This is a genomic window from Cetobacterium sp. ZWU0022 (assembly GCF_000800875.1).
Taxonomy (GTDB): Bacteria; Fusobacteriota; Fusobacteriia; order Fusobacteriales; family Fusobacteriaceae; genus Cetobacterium_A.
The window spans coordinates 1-22,381 of record NZ_JRJZ01000122.1 but is presented as its reverse complement, the minus strand read 5'-3'; the positions used below and the strand labels follow the sequence as shown (position 1 = coordinate 22,381).

Sequence of the window (22,381 nt, the reverse complement as noted above, 5' to 3'; positions counted from 1 at the left end):
AAAGGTATAAACTACTCGTTGATAGCAATCTTTATGCTACAAGTTTTATTCGATGTATTAGAGAATAAAAAGAGATCGAAATCAGCAGCCTAAAAGAAAAGAGAATAGTTTTTCTATTAAAAGATGTAGTTTAGCTACATCTTTTTTTTATTTTTTCTTACAAAAATGTTATACTAAGTATACTAAACAAGAAGGAGCAGAGTATGAGAAAACTACTATTTTTATTTAAAATTTCAATAATCTTAATAGCTCTACTAGAGGCTCTTTATGGAAAGGATATAGACCCTTTAAAAGAGTTCACTTACGATATAGTTATTGAAAACTACAGTAAGAACATTAAAAGGGATGTTAAAATAAAAAATGATTTAAATGAGGTAAAAGGAGTTTTAGCCAATAACGGTGAAAACTTTTTAGATATAGAGGGGTCTGCTTTCACATCTTGGGAGATATATAAAGAGGATGAAAAAATCAGCAGTGGGGATAGAGATAGCTTAGATGAAATAATTTCAGAGTTGCATCCAAATGAGGTCATAAGGTATAGGATTATTGCAAAACCAGATAAAAAGCTTCTTCATCAGGTTTTAAAAAATGAGGTTACAATCTACGAAGGCGAACAGATATCTGAAAAATTACGATATGAAAATGAGGTTTTAGGTTCAAAACCAAAGATAAAAAGAGAGGTGGATTCTGAAACCTACTCTTTAGGAGACTATCTAACTTATAGATTGATAGTCGAGCCAGATGGACCGGGATATCTGAATAACTATGTTATAGATGAACATATACAGGATATTTTAGTTCCAACTTTGAGTGGAAAAGATGAACCATTTTTAAAAGATATTGAGATTAAAATGAATCAAAAAACCTCGGGTACAGGTGTGGATATAAAAAATGGCGAGAAGTTGATTTATGAGATTAAAGGACGTGTCAATAATAAAACTTTAGGAGATGTCATTTATAAAGAGCTGACTATAAAAAGTCCACCTGCCAATATAAAAGCCAAGATTTTAAACTCTGGAAAATACTCTCCTGGAAGACTTTATACCTATGAAGTAGAGATTGAAAACAGTGGACTTGGAAATGCTAAAGCAGTTCCTATCCGAGCTTTTATGAAAAAAAGTGAAGCTCGGGATTGGAACGAGGAGATGTCACCAGCGTTTTTAAATGCCCAAGATATAAATGAAAGAGTGAATATAGCAGCTGGAGAAAAGATTGTAAAAAAATACTCGGTAACAACTTCGCAATTTTTAATTGGTGATATATATTTGGATTTTGTGATCAATAGTCATACGTACAACAATAAAATTGAATCACATTCTCCTGAAACACATATAACAGCTCGAGTAGAGAGATATCTAGATAAAACAGGAAAGAAAAAGATAGATTCTTATACGCCTGAAGGGTATATCGAATACCTTTTCAGAGTTGAGAATCGTGGAAAAGGTATTTTAAAAGAGTATGATTTAGATCCGAATATAGATGAGATTAAAACAAAATCAGCTTATGGAGAAGAGATTTTAGCTTTTAGTAATAGCAATACAAAAAATATTTTAGAGCGAGGAGAGGGAGCTCGTTTACTACCAGGAGGATATGTAGAATATAGGGTTTTAGGAAAGGTAAGTAGAGAGGCTGTAGGAGATATTGTAAAAGGAGATATAGAATCGAAGATGTTGAAAAGTGAGGTATCACACTCGTTTTCAGTTTCGAAAGAGAGCTACAAACCTGGAGAAACTATCGAATACAGTGTCACTCTGAAAAATGAAGGACTTGGAACAGCCTATGGAATTCCTTACAAATTGGGTATAGCTGAGGCAAAGGTAAAACAGTCTGGACTTAAAAATCGAGATGTAAACCCATTTAGAAATGTTGAAGAGATAGAGCGTTTACCAGTTATATACCCCGGTGAAGAGTTCAAATATGTCTTTAAAGGAGTTACTAAAAACAATATTTTTGAGAGTATACAGGTGGATTCAACTTATGGTGAAGTGGTGAAAAAGAGTGAAGTAACCGCTCTTCCGGGGAAAGTTGAGTTTACAAATACTTTAAAGAGTGTGAATGGAAAGCTAATGAATGGAACTTTAAAGTATAAACCTGGAGATATGGTGACATATGAGATTCACCTAAAAAATATTGGAGAGGGATTTCTAAGTGATATTTTTGTAGAGAGTAATCTTGAGGATGTGAAGGCTTTAGTTGCAGGCTCGGATGTAAAAGAGAAGGTTTTAGAAAATATAGATATCTCTATACAAAGTAGTGATCCAAGAACGGTTATAACATCTGAGATGGGAGACAATATAAACCACATACGAAAAAATATAGATTTTGCTCCAAAGAGTAGTATTGTATTTCAGATTTCAGCTATAGTATCTGATAAGGCTCTTGGAAGTTTGAGTGGGCTGGTATTCAAGGTGAACGGTAGTAGCAAAACATCTGAGGGATTGAGCAGTGTGAGTGGTTCTATAAAAGGTGAAAAGACACTTTTAGAACCAGAGAATGGAGTTTATAAACCCGGAGATAAATTGAAATATATGCTTACTATCAAAAATACTGGTGATGGATATGGACGATATATTCCAATAGAGGATTTATTGTCAGAGGTTACAACTGAAAAAGAGGGAAAGCGTTATGGTAGAGCTTTCTCTAACTGGAAGGTGACATATCTAGGACCACGTGATGAATCTTCGAGATTTAAACAGTATACATACTTGAAAAATGAGGTTTCAGGTCGAGAGGATTTAAACACAAAGGTAGATATAGGTCCAGGAGTATGGATACAGTTTTTGATAGAGGCGGATATAGACAAAGATGCTATCGGAGTTATAGAGAGTAAGGCTAAGGTTGCAGGTGGTACAACTGATGATCAAACGATATTTCTAAAACCAATCTCTGAGTATTCAGAGGAGGAAAAAGTTGAGCAGGGGATTCGTGTGAAGTTGACATCGACAAAGAGCGAGATAAAGATAGGTGAGGTTGTGGGTTTTACTGTGAATGTCGAAAATCGAGATAACCAAACCTATGAAAATCTTTCTTTAAAAAATATAACACCAAGGGGTTTTAGACATCTAGAGGAGGAGTTTGAAAAGTTTTCTTTAGCACCAGACCAGAAATATAGTAAGACTTTCTATATGAAAGCAACTGTTGGAGCGAGTGTAGGAAAAAATAGTTTTCAAAGTTCGGTTACAAGAAGAAATAATAAAATCTCAAATATAGGTGAGACAAGTGTAGAGGTAAAAGGGGATTCTTTACTGAATACAGCAACAATTATAGGAAAAGTTGTGGATGAAAAAACAGATAGAGGGATTCCATATGCTGTTGTTTATACACCAGCAGGAATAGTTGTTCAAGCTGATGATGAGGGGCGATTTCACTTACCAGACCAGTGGGTAGATAAAACTTTTGGAGAGAATTTTCTTTTGAAATTGGATGAGAATAGCCTTCCATCTGGAAGCGTTGTAAAAAGTGAAAATCCGATGATAAAAAGAATCACACCATACTCTTTGACAAAGTTTAACTTTATAGTTCAAATCCCTGAAAAAGTTGAAGAGGTTGAAAAATCCACAGAGGAGATTGAAGCGGATTCAAGCGATATAAAGTTAAACTATTCTGGGACAGGTTTTGTAGATGCCTATGTTGGAAAAGATAGTGATACTCCAAGGGCAACATATTTTGGAAAGGCGAGCTATGGGGATTATAAGCTAACTTTGCACTTTGATACAAAGGATAGAAAAAATCAGACCCTTTTAGAGAGAGTTACTGACGATGATTATGTTTACTATCCAACTTATGGGGATGATTCTAAAATCAGAAAAGAGGTTAACACAAAGGGAAAAATCTACCTAAAGTTTGAACATAAAGATTCAAGCTTACTTTGGGGAACGTATGAAACAGGCTTTACAGGAACACGTTTTATGGATTATAACAAAGAGCTATACGGATTTAAGGGTGAGTATAAGCAGGATGATATAAATGTCAAAGTTTTTGCGAGTACTCCGAATACGATGTATGGTCATGATGAGTTTTTGGGTACTGGTGGTAGTTTATATTTCTTGAAAAATGGAGATATATTAAAAGGTAGCCAAAAGATTTGGATAAAGGTTGTAGATGCTGATACCTATGTTGTAGAAAAGATTATATATCTTCAAGAGGGACGTGACTATGAGATAGATCCATTTATTGGAAGAGTTATTTTGACAACACCTTTAAGTGGTGGAAGTTCAACTGATTACTACGCTTACCTTGTTGCAGATTATAGCTACCTTCCAAAGGATGGAGAGATTTCAGACTCTTCAAACTATGGAGTTAAAACTGTAAAGGATATAAATGAAAATGTTCAAGTTGGAGTGACAGCTATCCATGAGAGTCGTGGAAAAGAGAGTTACGATTTGAAAGGTGTAGAGATAAAACTTCATGATGAAAAAGGTAACTATATAAAAGGAGAGTTCAGTCAGAGTGAGGGTGTTTCAAATATAAATAACCATCTATCTTTTGATGGTGGATTGACGTTTCAAAGCGTCGGACGAGATGATGATAAGATAACTGGAAACGCTTATCGTATCACAGGAGCTGTAAAACTTTTAGAGGAAGCTGAATTCAAAGCTTGGTATGAGAGAAAAGAGCGGGGTTACTCTTTCGCTTCAGATTTAGAGGATAGATTTTATCAAACCTTTGGAGGAGAACTAGCTTATACTCATTCAGAAAGATTGAAAAGCTACCTTAAGTTTCAATATGTCGATGAGATGAAGTGGGGCGAGGAACGTGAAAGTGGAACTGTCAGCAGTGCAAAGTTAGAGTATATTTTAAATGAAAGCACAAAGATATATAGTGAGATTAAAGCTGGAATCAGTAACGCTATCTCGCTCGGAGCTGAAAAAAGAGTAAATGATAGATTTAAAGTGAATGGTCGTACCTCTTTTGGCGAGTCTGGAAACTACTTCGAGTTGGGAGGAGATTATCAACTTTATGATAACTACAATATCTATTCGGGATATAGTTCGGATGGAGAGATAAGTCGAGATAGATATACAGTTGGACAAAGAGCAAGAGTTGGAGAGCGTACAAGCCTTTATCAAGAGAATCAATTTATAAAAGAGCGTGGAAAAGAGGCATCTCTTCAAGGATATGGAATTGATTATGATTTAAGACGTGGGGTTACAATTGGAGGAGCTATCCAATATGGTGAGGTAATTTTACCAAATGATGAGAAGAGTGATCGTCGTGGAATCTCTCTATATTTGAGATCTGAATCTGAGAGGCTAACTTTGAAAAATCGTGTGGAGTATCGTTCAGAGAGAGGGGATGAGGAGATTGAGCAGTATCTTACTACGAACTCATTTACCTATAGATACAGTAAGGAGTATACTTTCGCTGGAAAACTGAACTACTCATTCACAGATGATAGCTATGAGAATAGATATCTTGAGAGCAGTGTAGGTTTAGCATATAGACCAATCTATAACGATAGATTGAACTATCTATCTAGATATACGATGATTTTAGATAAGGATACAAAAGCTACAAAGGATTTCAGTGCTTATATAGCTGAGTTTGAAACAGTTTACTCACCCACAAGAAGACTTGATCTATCTATGAAAAATGGATATAGACGAGAGAAAAATACCTATCTGAACGACCTTTATATGCTAGGGTTTAAGGCTAACTATACGGTTATGAATAGTTGGGAAGTTTATGGTCAGTATCAATGGCTTTTAGACCGTGCAAATGAGGATGTTCTGAATGGTGCAATCTTTGGTATTTATAAGAATCTGGATAAAAATATGAAACTTGGAGGGGGATATAACTTCTCTGGATTCAAGGATTCATTAGGAGAGGAGGACTATAAAACCTCGGGTTGGTTTTTAAATATAATTGGAAGTATGTAGAATTAAAAAAAAAGAAAATAAAAAGAGAGACTTTGGGAGGATAGTCTCTCTTTTTATTTGTAATTTTTGATAAAGCTATTTTTTAGTATTTATCTTTGAGTAGATAAATAAAACAACCAAAGCACCTGCAGCAGCAGTAAAAATGCTACCAAAGTTTAATCCTTGAACAGAACCTATTCCAATAAGTTTACCAAGATAACCACCAACAAAGGCACCAACAATTCCTAAAACCATAGTCGCTAAAATTCCGCCACCTTGTTCTCCGGGCATTATCCATTTAGCAAGAGCACCAGCAAGAATTCCAAGGATAATCCATGTAAAAATTCCCATAAGTCTCATCTCCTATAAAAAATAATTCATTCTGCTCTAATATTCTAAAAAAATTTCTCATTTCCTTTTTTCCTTTTTAATAGTAAGAGATTACCACAGAAATGGTATTTTCTAAAAAACTATTCAAAAAAATTTGACTTTTTATTCAGTCGTGTAGTATATAGAGATATTAAGGAAAGGCTTCGAAAAAAATATGTTTTAATCACTTTTGGAATTGTTTTAGACTAAAGGAGGGATTTTTTTATGAAGAAATTAAAGACGTTTGAATTTATGGAAGAGTTTGATCATGAGCAGGTAGTATATTTCTACGATAAAAATACAGGCTTAAAAGGTATAACTGCTATTCATAACACGGATTTAGGACCAGCTTTAGGGGGTACAAGACTTTGGAACTATAAAACAGAGGAGGAGGCTCTGTTAGATGTTATCAGATTATCTAGGGGAATGACATATAAGGCAGCTGTTGCTGGGCTGAACTTAGGTGGAGGAAAAACAGTTTTAATAGGAGATCCAAAAAAAGTAAAAAGTGAAGCATATTTTAGAGAGTTAGGAAGATTTGTTCAAAGTTTAAATGGAAGATATATAACAGCTGAGGATGTAAATACGAGTACATCGGATATGGGATTTGTGGCTATGGAGACCGATCATGTTGTTGGATTGCATGGAAAAAGTGGAAATCCATCACCGTTCACAGCTCTGGGGGCATTATATTCAATAAGAGCGGCTTTAAAAGTGAAATTTGGAGATCCAACTATATCAGGAAAAACATTCTCGGTTCAAGGAGCGGGACAGACAGGTTACTACTTAATTAAATATCTTTTAGGTGATAACGAGCATGGCGACAAAGCAAAAAAAATCTACTTCACAGAGATAAATGAAACGTATATCGAAAGAATGAAAAAAGAGCATCCAGAGGTAGAGTTTGTTAAACCCGAGGAGATATATGGTTTAGACGTAGATGTATTCTCACCTTGTGCTTTAGGTGGAGTTATAAATGATGAGACTATAGCACAACTGAAGTGTTCAATAGTTGCAGGAACATCTAACAATGTATTGAAAGGTGAAGAGCATGGAGCTCAATTGAAAGAGAAGGGTATTTTATACGCACCAGATTTCGTTGCAAACGGTGGAGGACTAATCAATGTTTATCATGAGCTAAAAGGTTACAATAAAGATGCAGCAACAGCGGATGTAAAAGCTATATATGACAGATTGTTACAGATTTTTGAGATAGCTAAAACAGAGGATATACCTGTAAATATAGCAGCTATGCAGTTTGCTGAAGAGAGAATAAAAAGTGTCAAAAATATGAAACCGAGCTATGTGAAAAGATAAAAAGGATTTGGAGGTCATATGAATTTTTTTTCTGAACTATTAGAAAGATGTAAAGAGACTCATATAAAAAGAGTTCCAGTTGTTGTTTGTGCTCATGAGGATGAACTTTTGAAGGCGATTCTTAGAGCTAAAAGAGAGGACATAATCACCTCACCGATTTTAATAGGTGATAGAGAGGAGATTGTTAAACATCTATTGAAAAATGGAGCTAACTTGGATGATTTTCAAATTGTTCATGGAGATGGAAAGGAGAGATGTAGCGAGATAGCTGTCCAAAGTATTTTGAGTGGAGCGGGAGATTTTTTGGTAAAGGGTCTAGTTGATACATCAATTATATTGAAAGCTATTTTGAACAGAAAAGAGGAGCTATCAAAATCTGAGAACGGGGATATATTTTTCTCTCATGTGACAGTGGCAGAGCTAGACGCAATAGATAGAGTTATAGCTTTTGGAGATGCAGCTATGAATATACTTCCAGATGCAGAGGCTAAGATGAAGATAATAGAGAACTGCTATTCGGTATGGAGTGCTTTACATCTAAGAACACCTAAGATAGCTCTGTTAGCAGCAAAGGAAAGCGTATCAAAAAAGATGATAGCAACATTGGATGCCCATGCTATTACAAAAAAATTAGCAGAGGATGAAAGATTTATAGTTGAGGGACCACTTGCCTTAGATAATGCTTTATCGAAGAGATCGGCGGAGATTAAAGGTATAGCTGGAAAGATTCAAGGGGATGCGGATATACTTATAATGCCAAATATAGAAGCTGGAAATATATTTTACAAGAGCTTATGTTACTTAACGAAAAGTGAAACAGCGGGGATTTTAGTTGGAGCAAAAATTCCAATTGTTATAACATCAAGAGCTGACAGTGAAGAGAGTAAGTTTTTATCAATAGTGTTAGCATCAGTTATTTAGGAGGTGTCGGTTTTGGCTAAATTTAAGGTGAGTTTTAATAAAGAGCGGTGTAAAGGGTGTGGGCTTTGCACCCTGTTCTGCCCAATGAAAATTGTGCATCTGAATATGGATGAGATGAACTCTAAGGGATACAATGTGTCGCATGTAACAGATGAGGAAAAATGTGTTGGCTGCACGAACTGTGCTATGATGTGCCCAGATTCAGTTATAAGTATAGATAAGATTTAAGGAGGAGTTTTATGGCAAAAAAGCTAATGAAAGGGAATGAAGCGATGAGTGCAACAGCTATAAATGCTGGTTGCAGATTTTTCTTCGGATACCCGATAACACCACAAAATGAGATTCCTGAGTATATGTCAAGGGAGCTTCCAAAGGTTGGTGGATCTTTTATACAAGCTGAGTCTGAGGTTTCGGCTATAAATATGGTTTATGGTGCAGCGGGATGTGGAGCTAGAGTTATGACCTCATCTTCATCTCCAGGGATGGCGTTAAAGCAGGAGGGGCTATCGTATATAGCTGGAGCTGAGCTGCCTTGCGTGGTTATAAATGTGACAAGGGGTGGACCTGGATTAGGAGGGATTCAACCATCTCAAGCTGATTATTTCCAAGCCACTCGTGGAGGAGGAAATGGTGACTACTACATGCCTGTTTATGCTCCAGCAACTGTCCAAGAAGCTGTTGATTTAATAGGAAAAGGGTTCGACGTAGCTGATCAATATAGAACTCCAGTTATGCTGTTAGTCGATGGGATGATTGGTCAAGTTATGGAGCCGGTGGAGTTAAATGAAAATCCAGAGAGAAAGGAGTTTGATAAGAGCTGGGCGACAACGACAACAAAGGGCGAACGTACTCCAAATATTATAAACTCACTTTACTTAAAGCCAGAGGAGTTAGAGCTACACTGTGAGAAACTGTTTAGAAAGTTTGACGCCATAAAAGAGAATGAGGTGATGTCGGAAACTATAGGCTTAGAGGATGCCGAGATAGTTTTAGTTGCGTATGGAACAACGGCTCGTATAGCTAAGAATGTTATTAAGAGTTTGGAAAAAGATGGAATAAAAGCTGGGCTTATAAGACCTATAACGGTTTGGCCTTTCCCTTATGAGGATGTAAAAAATCTGAATGAAAAGGTGAAGAATATCCTTGTGGTTGAGATGAGTATGGGGCAGATGATAGAGGATGTTAGGCTTGGAAACGAGGGACGAAAGCCAGTTCATTTTTATGGTAGAACGGGTGGGATGGTTCCAACTCCAGAGGATATAATCAAAAAAGTGAAAGAGATAATGGGGAGGTAAGTATGGAAAGTATCTATAAAAGAAGTGCAGGATTGACAGATGTACCTACCCACTATTGCCCTGGGTGTACGCATGGAATTGTTCATAAGTTGGTGGCTGAAACTTTAGAGGAGCTAGGAGTGATAGGGGATACAGTTGGAGTAGCACCAGTTGGTTGTGCTGTTTTAGCTTACAAATATTTCAACACAGATATGCATGAGGCTTCTCATGGAAGAGCACCAGCAGTTGCTTCGGGAATCAAAAGAGTGTTGCCTGATAAAGTTGTATTCACATATCAAGGGGATGGGGATTTAGCAAGTATCGGAGCGGCAGAGATTGTTCATGCAGCAGCTAGAGGAGAGAAGTTCGTAACTATTTTTATAAACAACACAACGTATGGAATGACAGGTGGTCAGATGGCACCGACAACTCTAATAAACCAAAAGACAACGACATCCCAAAGTGGAAGAGACCCAGAGGTTCAAGGGTATCCAGTGCATATGTCTGAGATGTTATCGACTTTAAGTGGAAGCTATTATATAGAAAGATGCTCGGTTCATGACCCTGTGAATATAAGAAAAACAAAAAAAGCTATAAAGAAAGCCTTTCAACTACAACTAGAAGGAAAAGGGTTCTCTATGATTGAGATACTATCGACATGCCCAACGAACTGGGGACAAACACCCGCAGATTCATTGAAATGGCTAAAGGATGGTGTGATGAATGTATTCCCACTAGGAGTTTTCAAAGATAGAAGTGAGGAGGGGAAAAATGGATGATTTCATAATATGTTCGGGCTTTGGTGGGCAAGGGGTTATGTCGATGGGACAGATTCTTGCATACTCGGGAATGATAGAGAATAAAGAGGTTTCATGGTTACCATCTTATGGACCAGAGATGAGAGGGGGAACAGCTAACTGCTCGGTGATACTTTCAGATGAACCCATCGGGTCACCAGTTATAACAAATAATGCAACAGTTCTTATAGCTATGAATCTACCATCGCTGAAAAAGTTTCAGGACTCACTTTTAGAAAATGGAACTCTTTTGGTGAACTCATCTCTTGTGAAAGAGGAGAGTGATAGAGAGGATATAAAAATATATAAAATACCAGCAAATGATTTAGCTCATGAGCAGTGTGCAAATTTAAAAGTGGCTAATATGGTTATGTTAGGAGCGTATTTAGAGATATCGAAGAGTTTGAAAGATGAAAGTGTGTTACATGGGTTTTTAAAGATTTTTGGAGAGAGAAAAGCTGATCTTTTACCTATAAATGAAAAGGCTCTTCAGGTTGGAAGAGAGTATATAAAAAATAACTACTAGGGAGAAGAGGAAATATGAGAGAGTTTAATATCTTAGTTATCAATCCAGGATCGACATCAACGAAAATTGCATATTTTAGGAATGGAGTTGAGAAGTTAAAACGTGAGTTACACCATGAGAGTAGTTTTTTGAAAACTTTGGATTACGAGGGTGAGTTGGAGTATAGATACTCTTTGATTAGAGAGTTACCGATAGAGTGGGAGAGCTTAGAGGCGGTTGTTGGAAGGGGTGGACTTTTAAAACCGCTAAAGAGTGGAACGTATTCTGTGAATGAAAAAATGATAGATGATTTACGAAGTGAGTTTTATGGAAAGCACGCTTCGAATTTAGGTGGTATTTTAGCTAAAAAGATAGCGGATGAGTTTAAAATACCATCGTATATAGTGGACCCTGTGGTTGTGGATGAGATGAGTGAACTAGCTAAGGTGTCAGGAATGCCTGAGCTGGTTCGTCGATCGGTATTCCACGCTTTAAACCAAAAGGGTGTGCTAAAAAATTATTGTAAGAAGATGGGGATCGATTACAATAGCAATACCTTTATAGCTGTACATATGGGTGGTGGAATTTCGGTTGGGCTTCATAAAAATGGAGAGGTCGTAGATGTGAATAACGCTTTGGATGGAGATGGGCCCTTCACTCCAGAGCGTGCTGGGACTCTACCAATCGGAGATTTTTTTAAATTGTATTATGCTGGTAAACACTCAAAGGAGTTTTTACTGCGACGGCTAAAAGGGGATGGTGGAATCTCTGCGTACCTAGGAACTAACAATGTGAAAGAGGTTATGGACAGGGTTTTAAGTGGAGATGAAAAAGCTAAAAAAATTATAGATGCGATGTGTTATCAGATAGCTAAGGAGATAGGAGGTCTTGCTGCTGTTGCAGAGGGATGTGTCGATGCTATTATTTTAACTGGTGGAATGGCGTATTCGGATTATATCTGTGAGGAGATAACGAAACGGGTGGCTTTTATAGCTGAAGTTGTACGTGTTCCGGGAGAGTTTGAGATGCAGTCGCTATATGATGGTGGAGCTAGAGTTTTAAATGGTATTGAGGATGTGAAGGAGTATATTTGAATTGAATAGGTAGATTGAGCTTGGTAATCCTACGGGAGCCAAGCTCTTTTATTTATTAACGAAATATCGTTAATATTTGAAAAATTAACGATATTTTGATAAAATGTAGCTGAGGTGGTTTTATGAATTTTAGAGAATATTTAAAAGAAAAAGGAGTTTCGTTGCTCAAAGTATCAAAAGAAACGGGGATTCCATACTCAACCTTAGTTACAGCAATTGAAAAACCAGAGAGTATGAGAGTTGAAAATCTAATAAAATTATCACAGTATTTAGATAAAAATTTAGATGAAGTCTTTAATATGTTAAGTCAAAAGAAAGAGAAAACATTAGCTCAAATATTGAAAGAACAAAAAGATATGAAGTTAAAAGGCAATCTTTATCATTTTACGCAGATAAAATTTGCATATAATACGAATAGAATAGAGGGAAGTAGGTTGAGTGAGGATGAAACAAGATTTATTTTTGAAACAAATACACTCATACCCAATGGAAATTCTCAAAATGTAGATGATGTAGTTGAAACAGCTAACCACTTTGGTCTTTTTGATGATTTATTAGATAGAGTAGATTATATTTTAAGTGAAGATTTAATAAAAGATTATCACAAAATTTTGAAATCAGGAACAGAGGATTCAAGAAAAGATTGGTTTAATGTAGGAGAGTATAAAACTTTGCCAAATGAGGTTGGTGGGCAGGAGACAACTAAGCCAAAAGATGTGGAAAAAGAGATGAGAAAGCTTTTGATTAACTATAACTCTTTAGATGAGATAAAGTTGAAAGATATTATAGAGTTTCATTATAGATTTGAAAAGATTCATCCGTTCCAAGATGGGAATGGTAGAGTTGGAAGGGCTATTATGTTTAAAGAGTGCTTAAGAAATAATGTAGTTCCATTTATAATTGAGGATAGTTTCAAGGCCTTTTATTACAGGGGATTATCTAAGTATGAAGAGGAAAAGGGGTTTTTAGAAGAGACTTGTTTAGCTATGCAGGATAACTATAAAGAGGTTATAAAAAGATTTTTACAAAAATTTGATTTTTAGAAGAAAGAGTAGTATAGTTAATACATAAACGATTATAATTCAATGTTAATGACTACATTGTATGGGAAAGAGCTAGGAGTGAGAAACTAGCTCTTTTCTATTTTTTGTAGTTATGATATAATTAACATCAATTTTTAAGAAAAAAATACTGGGAGAAGAGATGAAAAGAGTTACGGGGTTATTATTTTTACTACCACAATTGGTATTAGGGCAGGATAGTTGGAGAGGGATTCCATATCCTATGAACCGTTGGGGTGTGTCGGTTATGGGTGTTAAGCAGACTGAGAAGGGAAACTTGACAGGGGCAGGAATAGTTGGAAAGATAGGACGAAAAGAGACTGAGATAAAAATTGATTTTTTAGAGCCTAAAGATTTGAAAGTAGATGCAGATGTTCAAATAGTTAAAGTGGATTATTTTGTATTACCATTTATGAATGTTTATGCTATCGGTGGAAAATTAGATGCAGAAGTTAATTTTAATTTAGGGAAAAAAATAGGAAAATTAGAATTGGAAAAAGATATGAAGTTGCCACCAATTAAAGCGGAAGGAAAACTTTATGGTGGAGGGGCTTTAATAGCTGGAGAATACAATAGGATTTTCTCATCGCTTCAATATACATATACAAGAATAGAGATGGATGGAGATGTAGCAACTAAGAGTGCTGAAGTTGCAATGGGAAGACTAGGATATGTAGTTTATCGAAGTAAAGGTTACTCTGTAACACCGTATTTAGGAGCTGGATATCAGAAAACGGATAGTTCGATGTCAGGTCCTATTCCAGATGTTATTCCTGGAGTTAAAGATATGAATTATAGATTTGAAATGGAGCTAGAAAAAGTAACACCGTCAGTTGGAGTTTTCACAGTAATAAATGATAGTTTTACAGTTTTAGTGGATTATTCATTTGGGGATAGAGAGACTTTAGCTATAGATTTAGGGTATAGATTTTAGTTTATAAACAATATACATGTATCACCTAAAGTATAAAAAGTGATGTTTTTATACTTTAGATGTGATATAATCATTTATAAAATAAAAAAAAGGTGATTTATATGACTAAGCATGAAGAGTTGTTGAAGTTATATTATAAAAAACAAAATATAACAGAAGAGTTGGAAAAAAGATTAGCTAATCCATGTACATATAAAACAGAATTAGAGATTTTTCCTATTTCAAAAGAAAAAAGAGTTATGGATCAAAAATTTAATCTGTTCTATTTACCGATAGGGGATATATTACTTTTAGAGGAGAAGATATATAGACAGAGTGCAGAGATTCAAAGATTGTCTATAAATTTACCGATGATAGCAAGAGTTTCTTGTATCAGAGAGATTATGGTTAATGAAATCATAAAGACAAATGGAATAGAGGGAGTAAGAACTACTAAGAAAGATGTCTATGAAAGTATGGATTCGAAAAAGAAAACTAGACTTTCTGGAATTATAAATAAATATAATCAAATAATAGAAAATAATATTGAGAGAATAGACTCTCCAGAAGAGATTAAAGATTTGTATGAATATATATTTTCTCAGGATATTTTGGAAAATCCCGAAAATAGATTGGATGGGAAGTTGTTTAGAAAAGGACGAATCCATATAAGCAACGGATTGAAGACCGTTCATATAGGAGATACATCTGAAGAGATGATTATATCTCATATTACAGATTTGGTTAAATTTATGAATAAAAGTGATATTCAAAGTCTTGTAAAAGCATCGATAGCTCACTATTATTTAGAGTATATTCATCCGTTTTACGATGGGAATGGACGTTTTGGAAGATTGCTATTTTCGATGTATTTGGCAAGAAAAACTGATGTTTTTACAGCACTTTCTCTTTCGTATGCAATATTTTCTGATAAAGATGGATATTCAAAGCTGTTTTTAGATGTTTCAAATCCTAGAAATTGTGGAGAGGTAACATTTTTTGTAAAAGGTATGTTGGAATTTATTTTGAAAGGTCAAGAAAGTATAATAGAGATGCTAAATCAAAATATAGTGAAGTTAGAATTTGCATTTCAGTATATAAAAGATTGTGGTTTAACAGAGATTGAAAGTGAGATTTTATCAATATATGTTCAAGATTATATTTTTGCAGAGAGATCTAATATGAAAGATTCTGAAATTTTAGAGTATTTACCGATAAAAAGTAAATTGACTCTAAAAAAACATCTAGATTCGTTAGTAGATAAAAATTATCTTCAACAGATATCTAAGAGACCTTCTCAACATAGTTTAAGTGAATTCTTGAAAGGTGAGTTTGAATAAGAAGCATAAGAAGATGCGAGGTGAAAAAATGTTTGGGATATCAGAAAATGATTTTTTTGAAATTATTGAAATTTTAAAAAAATATAAAGAAAAGATTGAATGGGTAAAAATATTTGGTTCAAGAGCTCGAGGAGATATGAAAGTAACCTCAGATATAGATTTGGCAGTATATTTTAGAGATGATGAAATTTTACTGAATTTGATAGACGATTTTTACAACTCATCATTAAAATATACAGTGGATGTAATTCAATATAAGTTGAATTCAACTGAAAAAATAAATAGAAATATCGATTTAGATGGGGTTTTGATTTATAAAACGAATGAAAAGGGTGAGGTTACTATGACGGAAAATAAATTAAAGGATAAGTTGAATGATTATCAAAAAGCTCTTTTAAAGTTGAGAGTGGCACTTCAAAAGGATGCTCATTCAGATGAACTTTACTTAGATGGTACAATTCAAAGATTTGAGTTTGTATATGAACTTAGTTGGAAATTAATGAAAAGCTATTTAGAGTTTGAAGGCATAGAAACGAGTAGTCCTAGAACTAGTTTCAGAGAGGCCTTTAAAATAGGTTTGATTTCTGATGCTACAGAGTGGATTAAGTTGATGGAAAATAGAAATAGAACCTCTCATACATATAACGAGGAAACGGCTTGGGATATATATGAAAAAATAAAGACAGAGTATATCTTCGTTTTCAATGAGTTCGAAAAGAAAATTATAGAAAAGATTTAAAGGTTAAGCCTAGTATAAACTGCTAAAGGATGGTGGTGAAATGCTAGGCTTAGTTTGTATGTTAGATGGAAAAGGAATGAAAAAAGGTGTGGCATCTTTAAAAGCTTTCAATCTAGAAAAGGTTAGAGAGGCTGCACTTTTCAATCTTGATTATACTTTAGAAACGATAAGGTTTTGTAGACTTAAAGGCTACATATACAGAGTGTCATCGTCGGTGATTCCTTATCCTGACTGCTGGGAATGGAATAAAGATGAAAAGGTTTTAGAAAAATTAGCTCAGATAAAAAAACAGAGTTCAAAGATTCGGTTGATCATACATCCAGATCAGTTTGTGGTTTTAAATAGTGATTCGGAAAGTGTAATAAAAAACTCTTTGAAAATTTTGAAGAATCAAACCGATTTTGCAAAGTTAGCAGGAATAAGTGATTTAGTTTTACATATTGGAAAAAAAGATGGAATCCAAAAGTTTATCGAGACTTTTAAAACCTTAGATGACTACACAAAAAGTATTTTAGTTTTAGAAAACTGTCACTATTATAAGGTGAATGAGGTTTTAGAACTTTGTGAGAAGATAGAAATTCCAATGGTTTTAGATGTTCATCATGCAAGGGTTACCAAAAGTGAAGAGTATGATATAGAAAGAGTAAAGGCGACCTGGAAAGATAGAAAGCCTCTCGCTCATATCTCTTCTGGAAAAGAGTCTGAGGATGATAAATCTCATGCTGATTACATCTCTGTAGGGGATGTTCAGAGGTTTGAATGGCTCTTCCAAGATTTCGACGTAGAGGTTGAAGCGAAAAAGAAGGAGTTAGCACTTGAAAAGTTAGAAAGAGACCAGAAAAGTTAATTCTGGTCTCTTTTATATTATGTTAAGTAGCTTATGGCAATTTCATTGTGATATTATAAGTAGTTTTTGTAGATCTCTTTTGCTCTTTCAACTTTCTCAGGAGATAACTTTCCTAGAGGCTCTTTACAGAATCCAGCACTTACACCTTGACACTTTAAAAGCTCCTTTAAAGTTTGGAACAGTCCGTTTCCAATAACCGCTTCGATCATATCGTTAGCTTTTCTTTGTAACTCTCTAGCTTCGTCAATCTTTCCTTCTTTTGCAAGAGTGAATATCTTCTTAGCGTTTAATCCATTTACGTTGTATGTACTTCCGATAGCTCCATCAACATTTAAAACAGTTGCAGAAAGTAGCATCTCATCGAACCCAGAGTATAATAGCTTATCAGGGAAAGCGTGTCTTAATCTCTCCATTAAGAAGAAGTTTCCTTCTGTAAACTTAACTCCGATGATGTTCTCGTTTTCGAATAACTCAGCAAATTGAGGAACAGTCATGCTAACTCCAGTTAAAAGTGAGATTGAGTAAAGAATCATCTTGTTGTTAGTTGCGTTTGTAATAGTGTTGTAGTAGTTTTTGATCTCCTCAAAAGTAAACTTATAGTAGAAAGGTGTTACAGCAGAAAGAGCGTCATACCCTAAATCAGTTGCATACTTTCCTAACTCTACAGCTTCATTCAGATCTAAAGATCCAACTTGAGCGATCATAGCGATCTCTCCTTTACACTCATCCATAGCGATTTCGAATATTCTTTTCTTAACCTCAGTAGGTAACATAAAGTTTTCCCCTGTACTTCCACCAACGTATAATCCATCCACTTTCATCTTGTCGATGTTATGTCTAACAGTCTCTCTTATTCCCTTTTCGTCGATGTTTCCATCCTTGTCAAAAGCTATAAGTAGTGCTGAGAAAATTCCTTTTAATCTATCCATAATCAAACAACTCCCCTTTTTTAGTTCTGTACGCTTTCTAGATGTTTCCACCTATGAACGCGTGAACATTTTTTATTTGAGTCTAGAATAATCCTTTTTTTTCGAAAAGTCAACAAAAATTTTATAAATTTTTTAAAAGTTTTTTTTGCAATTAAAAAATCCCTTATTTTACAAGGGATTTAAAAGCGACAATCGGTTTTATAAATTGATGCTCAACAGATTTTCTATTTTTATATAGAGTTTCAAACATAATTTTTCCAGCTGTGTAACCGATAGTTGAGAACTGCTCGTTTATAGAAGCGTATATAACTTCATTTCTAACGTAGTCGTTCACCTCAGGATTTCCAGCTATTCCAACTATTTTGTAGTCATTTTCAGGATGTAGTAGCTCGCTATTTTTCTTTATAATTTCAAGTGTGTATCTATTTGAGAAAATCCCCCTGATATCCTCAGTCAGATATTTTTTTAAAAAATTGTGAGAGTTTAAAATATCTTTTTTCGCTTCGACAACTCTTATGCTCTCTCTTTGAAGAGAAGATGTAAACCCTTTGTAGTACTCCTCAACTGAAACCTTATCCCCAGGGAATTTAAGTACTAATACTCTCTCTTTTCTTCTCAGAACTCCCCTCATAATATCCCCACTGATTTGACCACCCATATAGTAGTTCGCTCCAACGTGTGGGATAGATTCTGAAAGTACATTGTCTAAAGAGAGAAACTTCACACGTTCATTTTCTAGAACTCTTTTCATAATCTCATTTTTTAAGAGTGGGGTGATTATAATCCCAGCAGGTGAAAGATTGTTTAATACCCAATCGAGTTCAGTGATTTGAGATTCAGGGTTATCGATAGAGGTTTCGACAATCTCTATTTTATAACCAAACCCTTTATTTTCACTTTGAAACTCTAAAAGTCCCTTTTTCAGCTCGTCACTGTAGTGGTTAACCACAGATTTTAAAAGAAAAACGTAGATGATTTTCTCGTTTTTACTAGCTAGGGTACTGCTGATATAATTTTTCTCATACCCATAAGCTTCGATAATTTTTAAAATTTTTTCACGTGTCGCAGCTTTAACATTTTCATCGTCATTTAAAACTCTAGAAACTGTTGCTCGACTCACTCCAGCTAATTTTGCAATATCCTCTTGCTTTAGCATAATATGTCCCTCCCTAAATATTCCTGCTTATATTATAAAACATTTTTTCTATTCTACAAAGAAAAATAAAATTGTTATATTTAAAAATAAATATTGACAAAATAGAACATATGGTTTATCATCAAACCATAAAAACATTTATGAACGCGCGAACAAAATTCGGGAGGTAAAAAATGAGTTGGCATTGGTTTAACTGGGTAGTATTGGCATTTTACTTTTTAGCAATGGTTGGAATTGGGGTATATTTTTCAAAGAAGAATAGTTCAACTGAGGATTATTTCACGGCAAGCGGAAGAATTCCATCGTGGGTAACAGCGTGTAGTATATATGCAACTGCACTTTCATCAATATCATTTATAGCTATACCAGCTTCGGTTTTCAAAGGTGGAGCCATTATGGGGATGGCACCATTAGGAATTATTTTAATGGTTATTTGGGCTGCGATTGTGTTTGTACCATTTTTCAGAAGTATAAACGTAACGACAGCATATGAATATTTAGGAAAAAGATTTGACAATGGATTTAGATGGGTAGGAAGTTTATCATTTATTCTGTTCCATCTTATAAGAATGGCTGTGGTACTTTACTTACCAACACTAGCTTTAAAAGAAGCTCTGCCAGGTATAAATCCAACTCTTTTACTAGGAGCGGTTTCATTCCTTTGTGTTGTTTACACATCTATGGGAGGAATTGAAGCTGTAGTTTGGTCGGATGCGATTCAAACTATCATCCTACTTTTAGGAGCATTTTTAATCATCGTTATTGGATATAACGCTGCACCAGATGGTCTTTCAATGGCATTTAAAACTCTTACTGAAAATGGAAAAACTATTCCAGCTTCAGCTTGGAAGTTCTCATTGACTGGAACAACTTTTGTGGGGATTTTATTTGGTGGATTCTTTAATGCTATCTACTCATACGTAGGGTCACAAGATATCGTTCAAAGATATAACACAACTAAAAATGATCACGAAGCAAAGAAAAGTTTATATATGAACGTTCCACTTCTTTGTATCAGTGTGTTGATCTTCTCGGGAATGGGAACAGCACTTTACCTATTCTTCAAATTTAAAGCTGTATTACCTGCAAATATAGATGGAAACGCTATCCTTCCATATTTCGTAATTAACTATATACCTGTTGGATTCTCAGGGGTTATCTTAGCTGCAATCTTTGCTGCTGCTCAATCGACAGTTTCATCGAGCTTAAACTCACTATCGACTTGTGTGACTTCAGATGTAGTAGCTCCTTTAAGAAAAAATCTAACAGATAAGGATAAACTAAATATTGCAAAAGCTGTGAGCTGGGGAGCTGGAATTATCAGTACAATTCTAGCTATCAGATTCTTACAAGCTGGGCAAGGAGATATGTTCTTATACTTCCAAGCTATAACTGGACTATTAGGAGGACCGATAGCTGGTCTGTTCTTAGTTGGAATCTTCAGTAGAAGAGTTGATAGTAGAGCTGCTTGGGTAGGATTCTTAATATCGGTATTAGTGGCTATATATATTGGAAACCCAGCGGGATTAGTTACAAAATTTGTTCCAGGGTACACAAAGCCAGCTGTATTTGAGTTACTGATTGCCTTTATCATAATGGCATCTTGTGTGATACCAGCTTGGTTAGCTTCATTCGTCTTCGGAAAAGCTGAGGATAAAAAGATTGCTGGATTGACATACTTCACATTTAGAAACAAAAAAGCTTCAAAAGAGTCAAAAGAATCAAAAGAAAAGAGTTCATCAATAAAGGCTGATGAAACATCAATTAAGTTCTCATAAGGATTTACAAAAATCCCCAAAATATATTTAAATAAAAAAAGCTGTAGAAACTCATCTTCTACAGCTTTTCTTTTTAGTATTAATAAAGTTTTAGAGATATCGTAGAAACGAAGGCTCCAACGTATGAAACATTAAGAGATAGGTAGTCAGTGATATCATACCCAACTCCAACGTTTGCTCCTATTATGTAGTCTCCACCGATATTTGTGTTAAACTTAGATTTTTTTATAACCTCACCAGTCTCGTTGTCATAGATATAGTTCTCTTTCTCATATCCTTTTACAACTCCAACTCCAAGTGTGAAGTAGAAATCATTCAATTTTTCGAATGGTCTTAAGTACTTTCCAGCAGCTAAAACATATGAATCATTGTCAAAACTATTTTTAAAATATCCAAAGCTAATCCCAAAATCTTCTAGTGGTCTATATTCAAATCCAATTAGGTTAGTGTCGTTGTTGTAGATGTCATTGTCATTAGTATGAGTCGTATAGATACTTCCAATAAGTCTCAATTCAGGTTTAAATATCTTTACTTCAGATACCTCTTTAGCCTCTAAAGGAGCAGCTAAGGTGTTTATCTCTTTCCCGAAAGTTAAACTCCCTAAAACACAAAGTGTTGTCATAAGTTTTGTTACAAATTTAATTCTAATCCCTCCTAGTACAAAAGTTGTTATTTTTTTCACACGTTAAACATGCACTATATTATACATGATAATATGTTAATCGTCTACAAATCTAAAAAGAAATAGCGAGATATATAAAATTACAACTCCTTGACTTTTAACTCTAGTAACTATATTATATTTGTTTTTTACTATATTATTAGTGAACTAGGAGGAGCATTGAAACGTTATATTGGAGCGTTAAATTTTTTATTTATTTTTTTATCAAAACGCCCTGAGAAAACCTCTTCCTCTGCAAGGGAGAGGATGAATCAGGGCAATTTTTTTAGTTTTCAGTACCTTGTGATTCGATGTACCACTTAATAGTTTCAATTGTTGCTCCACCAGTGCTAAGTATGCAGTAAGAATTACTCCAAAATACGGGTTTCCAATAGTAGGCTCTTAAATAATCAGAATGTTTTTTTCTAATTAATCTCGAAGAAACAGTTTTAAATGTATTTACTAATTTAGCGAGTTCCACTTGTGGTGGACATTCGAATAATATATGTAAATGGTCTTCTTCTCCATTCACCTCCAAAACACTACCACCTTTAACACTTAACAATCTTTTTGATATTTCTTTTAGATCTTCTAAAATTTCATTATTAATACATTTTCTACGATATTTTGTAATTACAACTAAATGATATGTTAAGTTATATATAGAATGTCTATTCTTTTTAAATTCTACAGTCATCAATCATTACTCTCCTTTACAACTAATATGAAATGTGATATAATCATACCACATAATTTTAAGTTTGAGGAGGTGTTAACTATGAAGAAATATAATTTAGCTTTTAAATATAGAATATATCCTAA

Annotated in this window: 19 protein-coding genes; 14 read left to right on the top strand and 5 right to left on the bottom strand. The window is 34.6% G+C overall.

What is annotated here, in order from left to right:
• Positions 1 to 203 precede the first annotated feature (203 nt).
• Complete coding sequence (locus L988_RS09795) at positions 204 to 5,879, top strand: hypothetical protein (RefSeq protein WP_047383831.1); 5,676 nt, start codon at positions 204 to 206, stop codon at positions 5,877 to 5,879.
• 75 nt (positions 5,880 to 5,954) lie between these two features.
• Here L988_RS09795 and L988_RS09790 read toward each other — a convergent pair whose 3' ends face one another.
• On the bottom strand, positions 5,955 to 6,209 hold the full coding sequence (locus L988_RS09790) for a GlsB/YeaQ/YmgE family stress response membrane protein (protein ID WP_047383829.1): 255 nt from the start codon (positions 6,207 to 6,209) through the stop codon (positions 5,955 to 5,957).
• Positions 6,210 to 6,452: 243 nt separating this feature from the next.
• Here L988_RS09790 and L988_RS09785 point away from each other — a divergent pair, with 243 nt between their 5' ends.
• The 12 genes from L988_RS09785 to L988_RS09730 all read left to right on the top strand — a co-directional run bounded on the left by L988_RS09785 (position 6,453) and on the right by L988_RS09730 (position 17,035).
• Positions 6,453 to 7,544 carry a Glu/Leu/Phe/Val dehydrogenase gene (locus L988_RS09785; RefSeq protein ID WP_047383827.1) on the top strand — a complete coding sequence of 364 codons (1,092 nt, stop codon included), beginning with the start codon at positions 6,453 to 6,455 and terminating at the stop codon, positions 7,542 to 7,544.
• An 18-nt stretch (positions 7,545 to 7,562) separates the two neighbouring features.
• Positions 7,563 to 8,465, top strand: coding sequence for a phosphate acyltransferase (locus tag L988_RS09780; protein ID WP_047383826.1), 903 nt, complete (start codon positions 7,563 to 7,565; stop codon positions 8,463 to 8,465).
• Positions 8,466 to 8,468: 3 nt separating this feature from the next.
• A complete protein-coding gene (locus L988_RS09775) occupies positions 8,469 to 8,693 on the top strand; it encodes a 4Fe-4S binding protein (RefSeq protein WP_369798250.1) in 225 nt (74 codons plus the stop codon).
• Positions 8,694 to 8,704: 11 nt separating this feature from the next.
• Entirely contained in the window at positions 8,705 to 9,760 is a 1,056-nt protein-coding gene (locus L988_RS09770) for a 3-methyl-2-oxobutanoate dehydrogenase subunit VorB (RefSeq protein WP_047383822.1), read from the top strand.
• 2 nt (positions 9,761 to 9,762) lie between these two features.
• Positions 9,763 to 10,518: a thiamine pyrophosphate-dependent enzyme gene (locus L988_RS09765; protein WP_047383820.1), complete on the top strand. Its 756-nt coding sequence runs from the start codon at positions 9,763 to 9,765 to the stop codon at positions 10,516 to 10,518.
• Entirely contained in the window at positions 10,511 to 11,062 is a 552-nt protein-coding gene (locus tag L988_RS09760) for a 2-oxoacid:acceptor oxidoreductase family protein (protein ID WP_047383818.1), read from the top strand. The genes L988_RS09765 and L988_RS09760 overlap by 8 nt, the downstream gene beginning before the upstream one ends.
• 14 nt (positions 11,063 to 11,076) lie before the next feature.
• Positions 11,077 to 12,135: a butyrate kinase gene (gene buk / locus L988_RS09755; protein WP_047383817.1), complete on the top strand. Its 1,059-nt coding sequence runs from the start codon at positions 11,077 to 11,079 to the stop codon at positions 12,133 to 12,135.
• Positions 12,136 to 12,434: 299 nt separating this feature from the next.
• A complete protein-coding gene (locus L988_RS09750; protein WP_052191795.1) occupies positions 12,435 to 13,178 on the top strand; it encodes a Fic family protein in 744 nt (247 codons plus the stop codon).
• Positions 13,179 to 13,338: 160 nt separating this feature from the next.
• Positions 13,339 to 14,130, top strand: a complete 792-nt coding sequence (locus L988_RS09745; RefSeq protein WP_047383813.1) for a hypothetical protein — start codon at positions 13,339 to 13,341, stop codon at positions 14,128 to 14,130.
• 101 nt (positions 14,131 to 14,231) lie between these two features.
• Positions 14,232 to 15,449 (top strand): Fic family protein, encoded by a 1,218-nt coding sequence (locus L988_RS09740; RefSeq protein WP_047383812.1) that lies wholly within the window; start codon positions 14,232 to 14,234, stop codon positions 15,447 to 15,449.
• Between the two features lie 28 nt (positions 15,450 to 15,477).
• A complete protein-coding gene (locus L988_RS09735; RefSeq protein ID WP_047383811.1) occupies positions 15,478 to 16,188 on the top strand; it encodes an HI0074 family nucleotidyltransferase substrate-binding subunit in 711 nt (236 codons plus the stop codon).
• A 40-nt stretch (positions 16,189 to 16,228) separates the two neighbouring features.
• The gene (locus tag L988_RS09730; protein ID WP_047383810.1) at positions 16,229 to 17,035 is read left to right on the top strand and encodes a TIM barrel protein; all 807 of its coding nucleotides are present in this window, start codon (positions 16,229 to 16,231) and stop codon (positions 17,033 to 17,035) included.
• Between the two features lie 53 nt (positions 17,036 to 17,088).
• On the opposite strand, the gene L988_RS09725 is transcribed toward L988_RS09730, so the two are convergent.
• Together L988_RS09725 and L988_RS09720 are read right to left on the bottom strand one after the other, a co-directional pair.
• On the bottom strand, positions 17,089 to 17,964 hold the full coding sequence (locus L988_RS09725; protein ID WP_047383809.1) for an N-acetylneuraminate lyase: 876 nt from the start codon (positions 17,962 to 17,964) through the stop codon (positions 17,089 to 17,091).
• Positions 17,965 to 18,127: 163 nt separating this feature from the next.
• Complete coding sequence (locus L988_RS09720; RefSeq protein WP_369798251.1) at positions 18,128 to 19,123, bottom strand: LacI family DNA-binding transcriptional regulator; 996 nt, start codon at positions 19,121 to 19,123, stop codon at positions 18,128 to 18,130.
• Between the two features lie 170 nt (positions 19,124 to 19,293).
• Here L988_RS09720 and L988_RS09715 point away from each other — a divergent pair, with 170 nt between their 5' ends.
• A complete protein-coding gene (locus L988_RS09715; protein ID WP_081990332.1) occupies positions 19,294 to 20,898 on the top strand; it encodes a sodium:solute symporter in 1,605 nt (534 codons plus the stop codon).
• A gap of 79 nt (positions 20,899 to 20,977) precedes the next feature.
• Here L988_RS09715 and L988_RS09710 read toward each other — a convergent pair whose 3' ends face one another.
• Positions 20,978 to 21,580, bottom strand: a complete 603-nt coding sequence (locus L988_RS09710) for a hypothetical protein (RefSeq protein WP_156111953.1) — start codon at positions 21,578 to 21,580, stop codon at positions 20,978 to 20,980.
• Positions 21,581 to 21,845: 265 nt separating this feature from the next.
• A complete protein-coding gene (gene tnpA / locus L988_RS09705; protein WP_047383805.1) occupies positions 21,846 to 22,256 on the bottom strand; it encodes an IS200/IS605 family transposase in 411 nt (136 codons plus the stop codon).
• Positions 22,257 to 22,381: the final 125 nt, after the last annotated feature.

What these genes read in the sequence shown, in the direction of transcription:
- L988_RS09795 (WP_047383831.1), top strand. Translation starts at nt 204, where the DNA reads ATGAGAAAACTACTATTTTTATTTAAAATTTCAATAATCTTAATAGCT.
- L988_RS09780 (WP_047383826.1), top strand. Translation starts at nt 7,563, where the DNA reads ATGAATTTTTTTTCTGAACTATTAGAAAGATGTAAAGAGACTCATATA.
- tnpA (WP_047383805.1), bottom strand. Translation starts at nt 22,256, where the DNA reads ATGACTGTAGAATTTAAAAAGAATAGACATTCTATATATAACTTAACA.
- L988_RS09785 (WP_047383827.1), top strand. Translation starts at nt 6,453, where the DNA reads ATGAAGAAATTAAAGACGTTTGAATTTATGGAAGAGTTTGATCATGAG.
- L988_RS09735 (WP_047383811.1), top strand. Translation starts at nt 15,478, where the DNA reads ATGTTTGGGATATCAGAAAATGATTTTTTTGAAATTATTGAAATTTTA.
- L988_RS09770 (WP_047383822.1), top strand. Translation starts at nt 8,705, where the DNA reads ATGGCAAAAAAGCTAATGAAAGGGAATGAAGCGATGAGTGCAACAGCT.
- L988_RS09765 (WP_047383820.1), top strand. Translation starts at nt 9,763, where the DNA reads ATGGAAAGTATCTATAAAAGAAGTGCAGGATTGACAGATGTACCTACC.
- L988_RS09740 (WP_047383812.1), top strand. Translation starts at nt 14,232, where the DNA reads ATGACTAAGCATGAAGAGTTGTTGAAGTTATATTATAAAAAACAAAAT.
- L988_RS09750 (WP_052191795.1), top strand. Translation starts at nt 12,435, where the DNA reads ATGTTAAGTCAAAAGAAAGAGAAAACATTAGCTCAAATATTGAAAGAA.
- L988_RS09730 (WP_047383810.1), top strand. Translation starts at nt 16,229, where the DNA reads ATGCTAGGCTTAGTTTGTATGTTAGATGGAAAAGGAATGAAAAAAGGT.
- L988_RS09745 (WP_047383813.1), top strand. Translation starts at nt 13,339, where the DNA reads ATGAAAAGAGTTACGGGGTTATTATTTTTACTACCACAATTGGTATTA.
- buk (WP_047383817.1), top strand. Translation starts at nt 11,077, where the DNA reads ATGAGAGAGTTTAATATCTTAGTTATCAATCCAGGATCGACATCAACG.
- L988_RS09790 (WP_047383829.1), bottom strand. Translation starts at nt 6,209, where the DNA reads ATGGGAATTTTTACATGGATTATCCTTGGAATTCTTGCTGGTGCTCTT.
- L988_RS09715 (WP_081990332.1), top strand. Translation starts at nt 19,294, where the DNA reads ATGAGTTGGCATTGGTTTAACTGGGTAGTATTGGCATTTTACTTTTTA.
- L988_RS09760 (WP_047383818.1), top strand. Translation starts at nt 10,511, where the DNA reads ATGGATGATTTCATAATATGTTCGGGCTTTGGTGGGCAAGGGGTTATG.
- L988_RS09725 (WP_047383809.1), bottom strand. Translation starts at nt 17,964, where the DNA reads ATGGATAGATTAAAAGGAATTTTCTCAGCACTACTTATAGCTTTTGAC.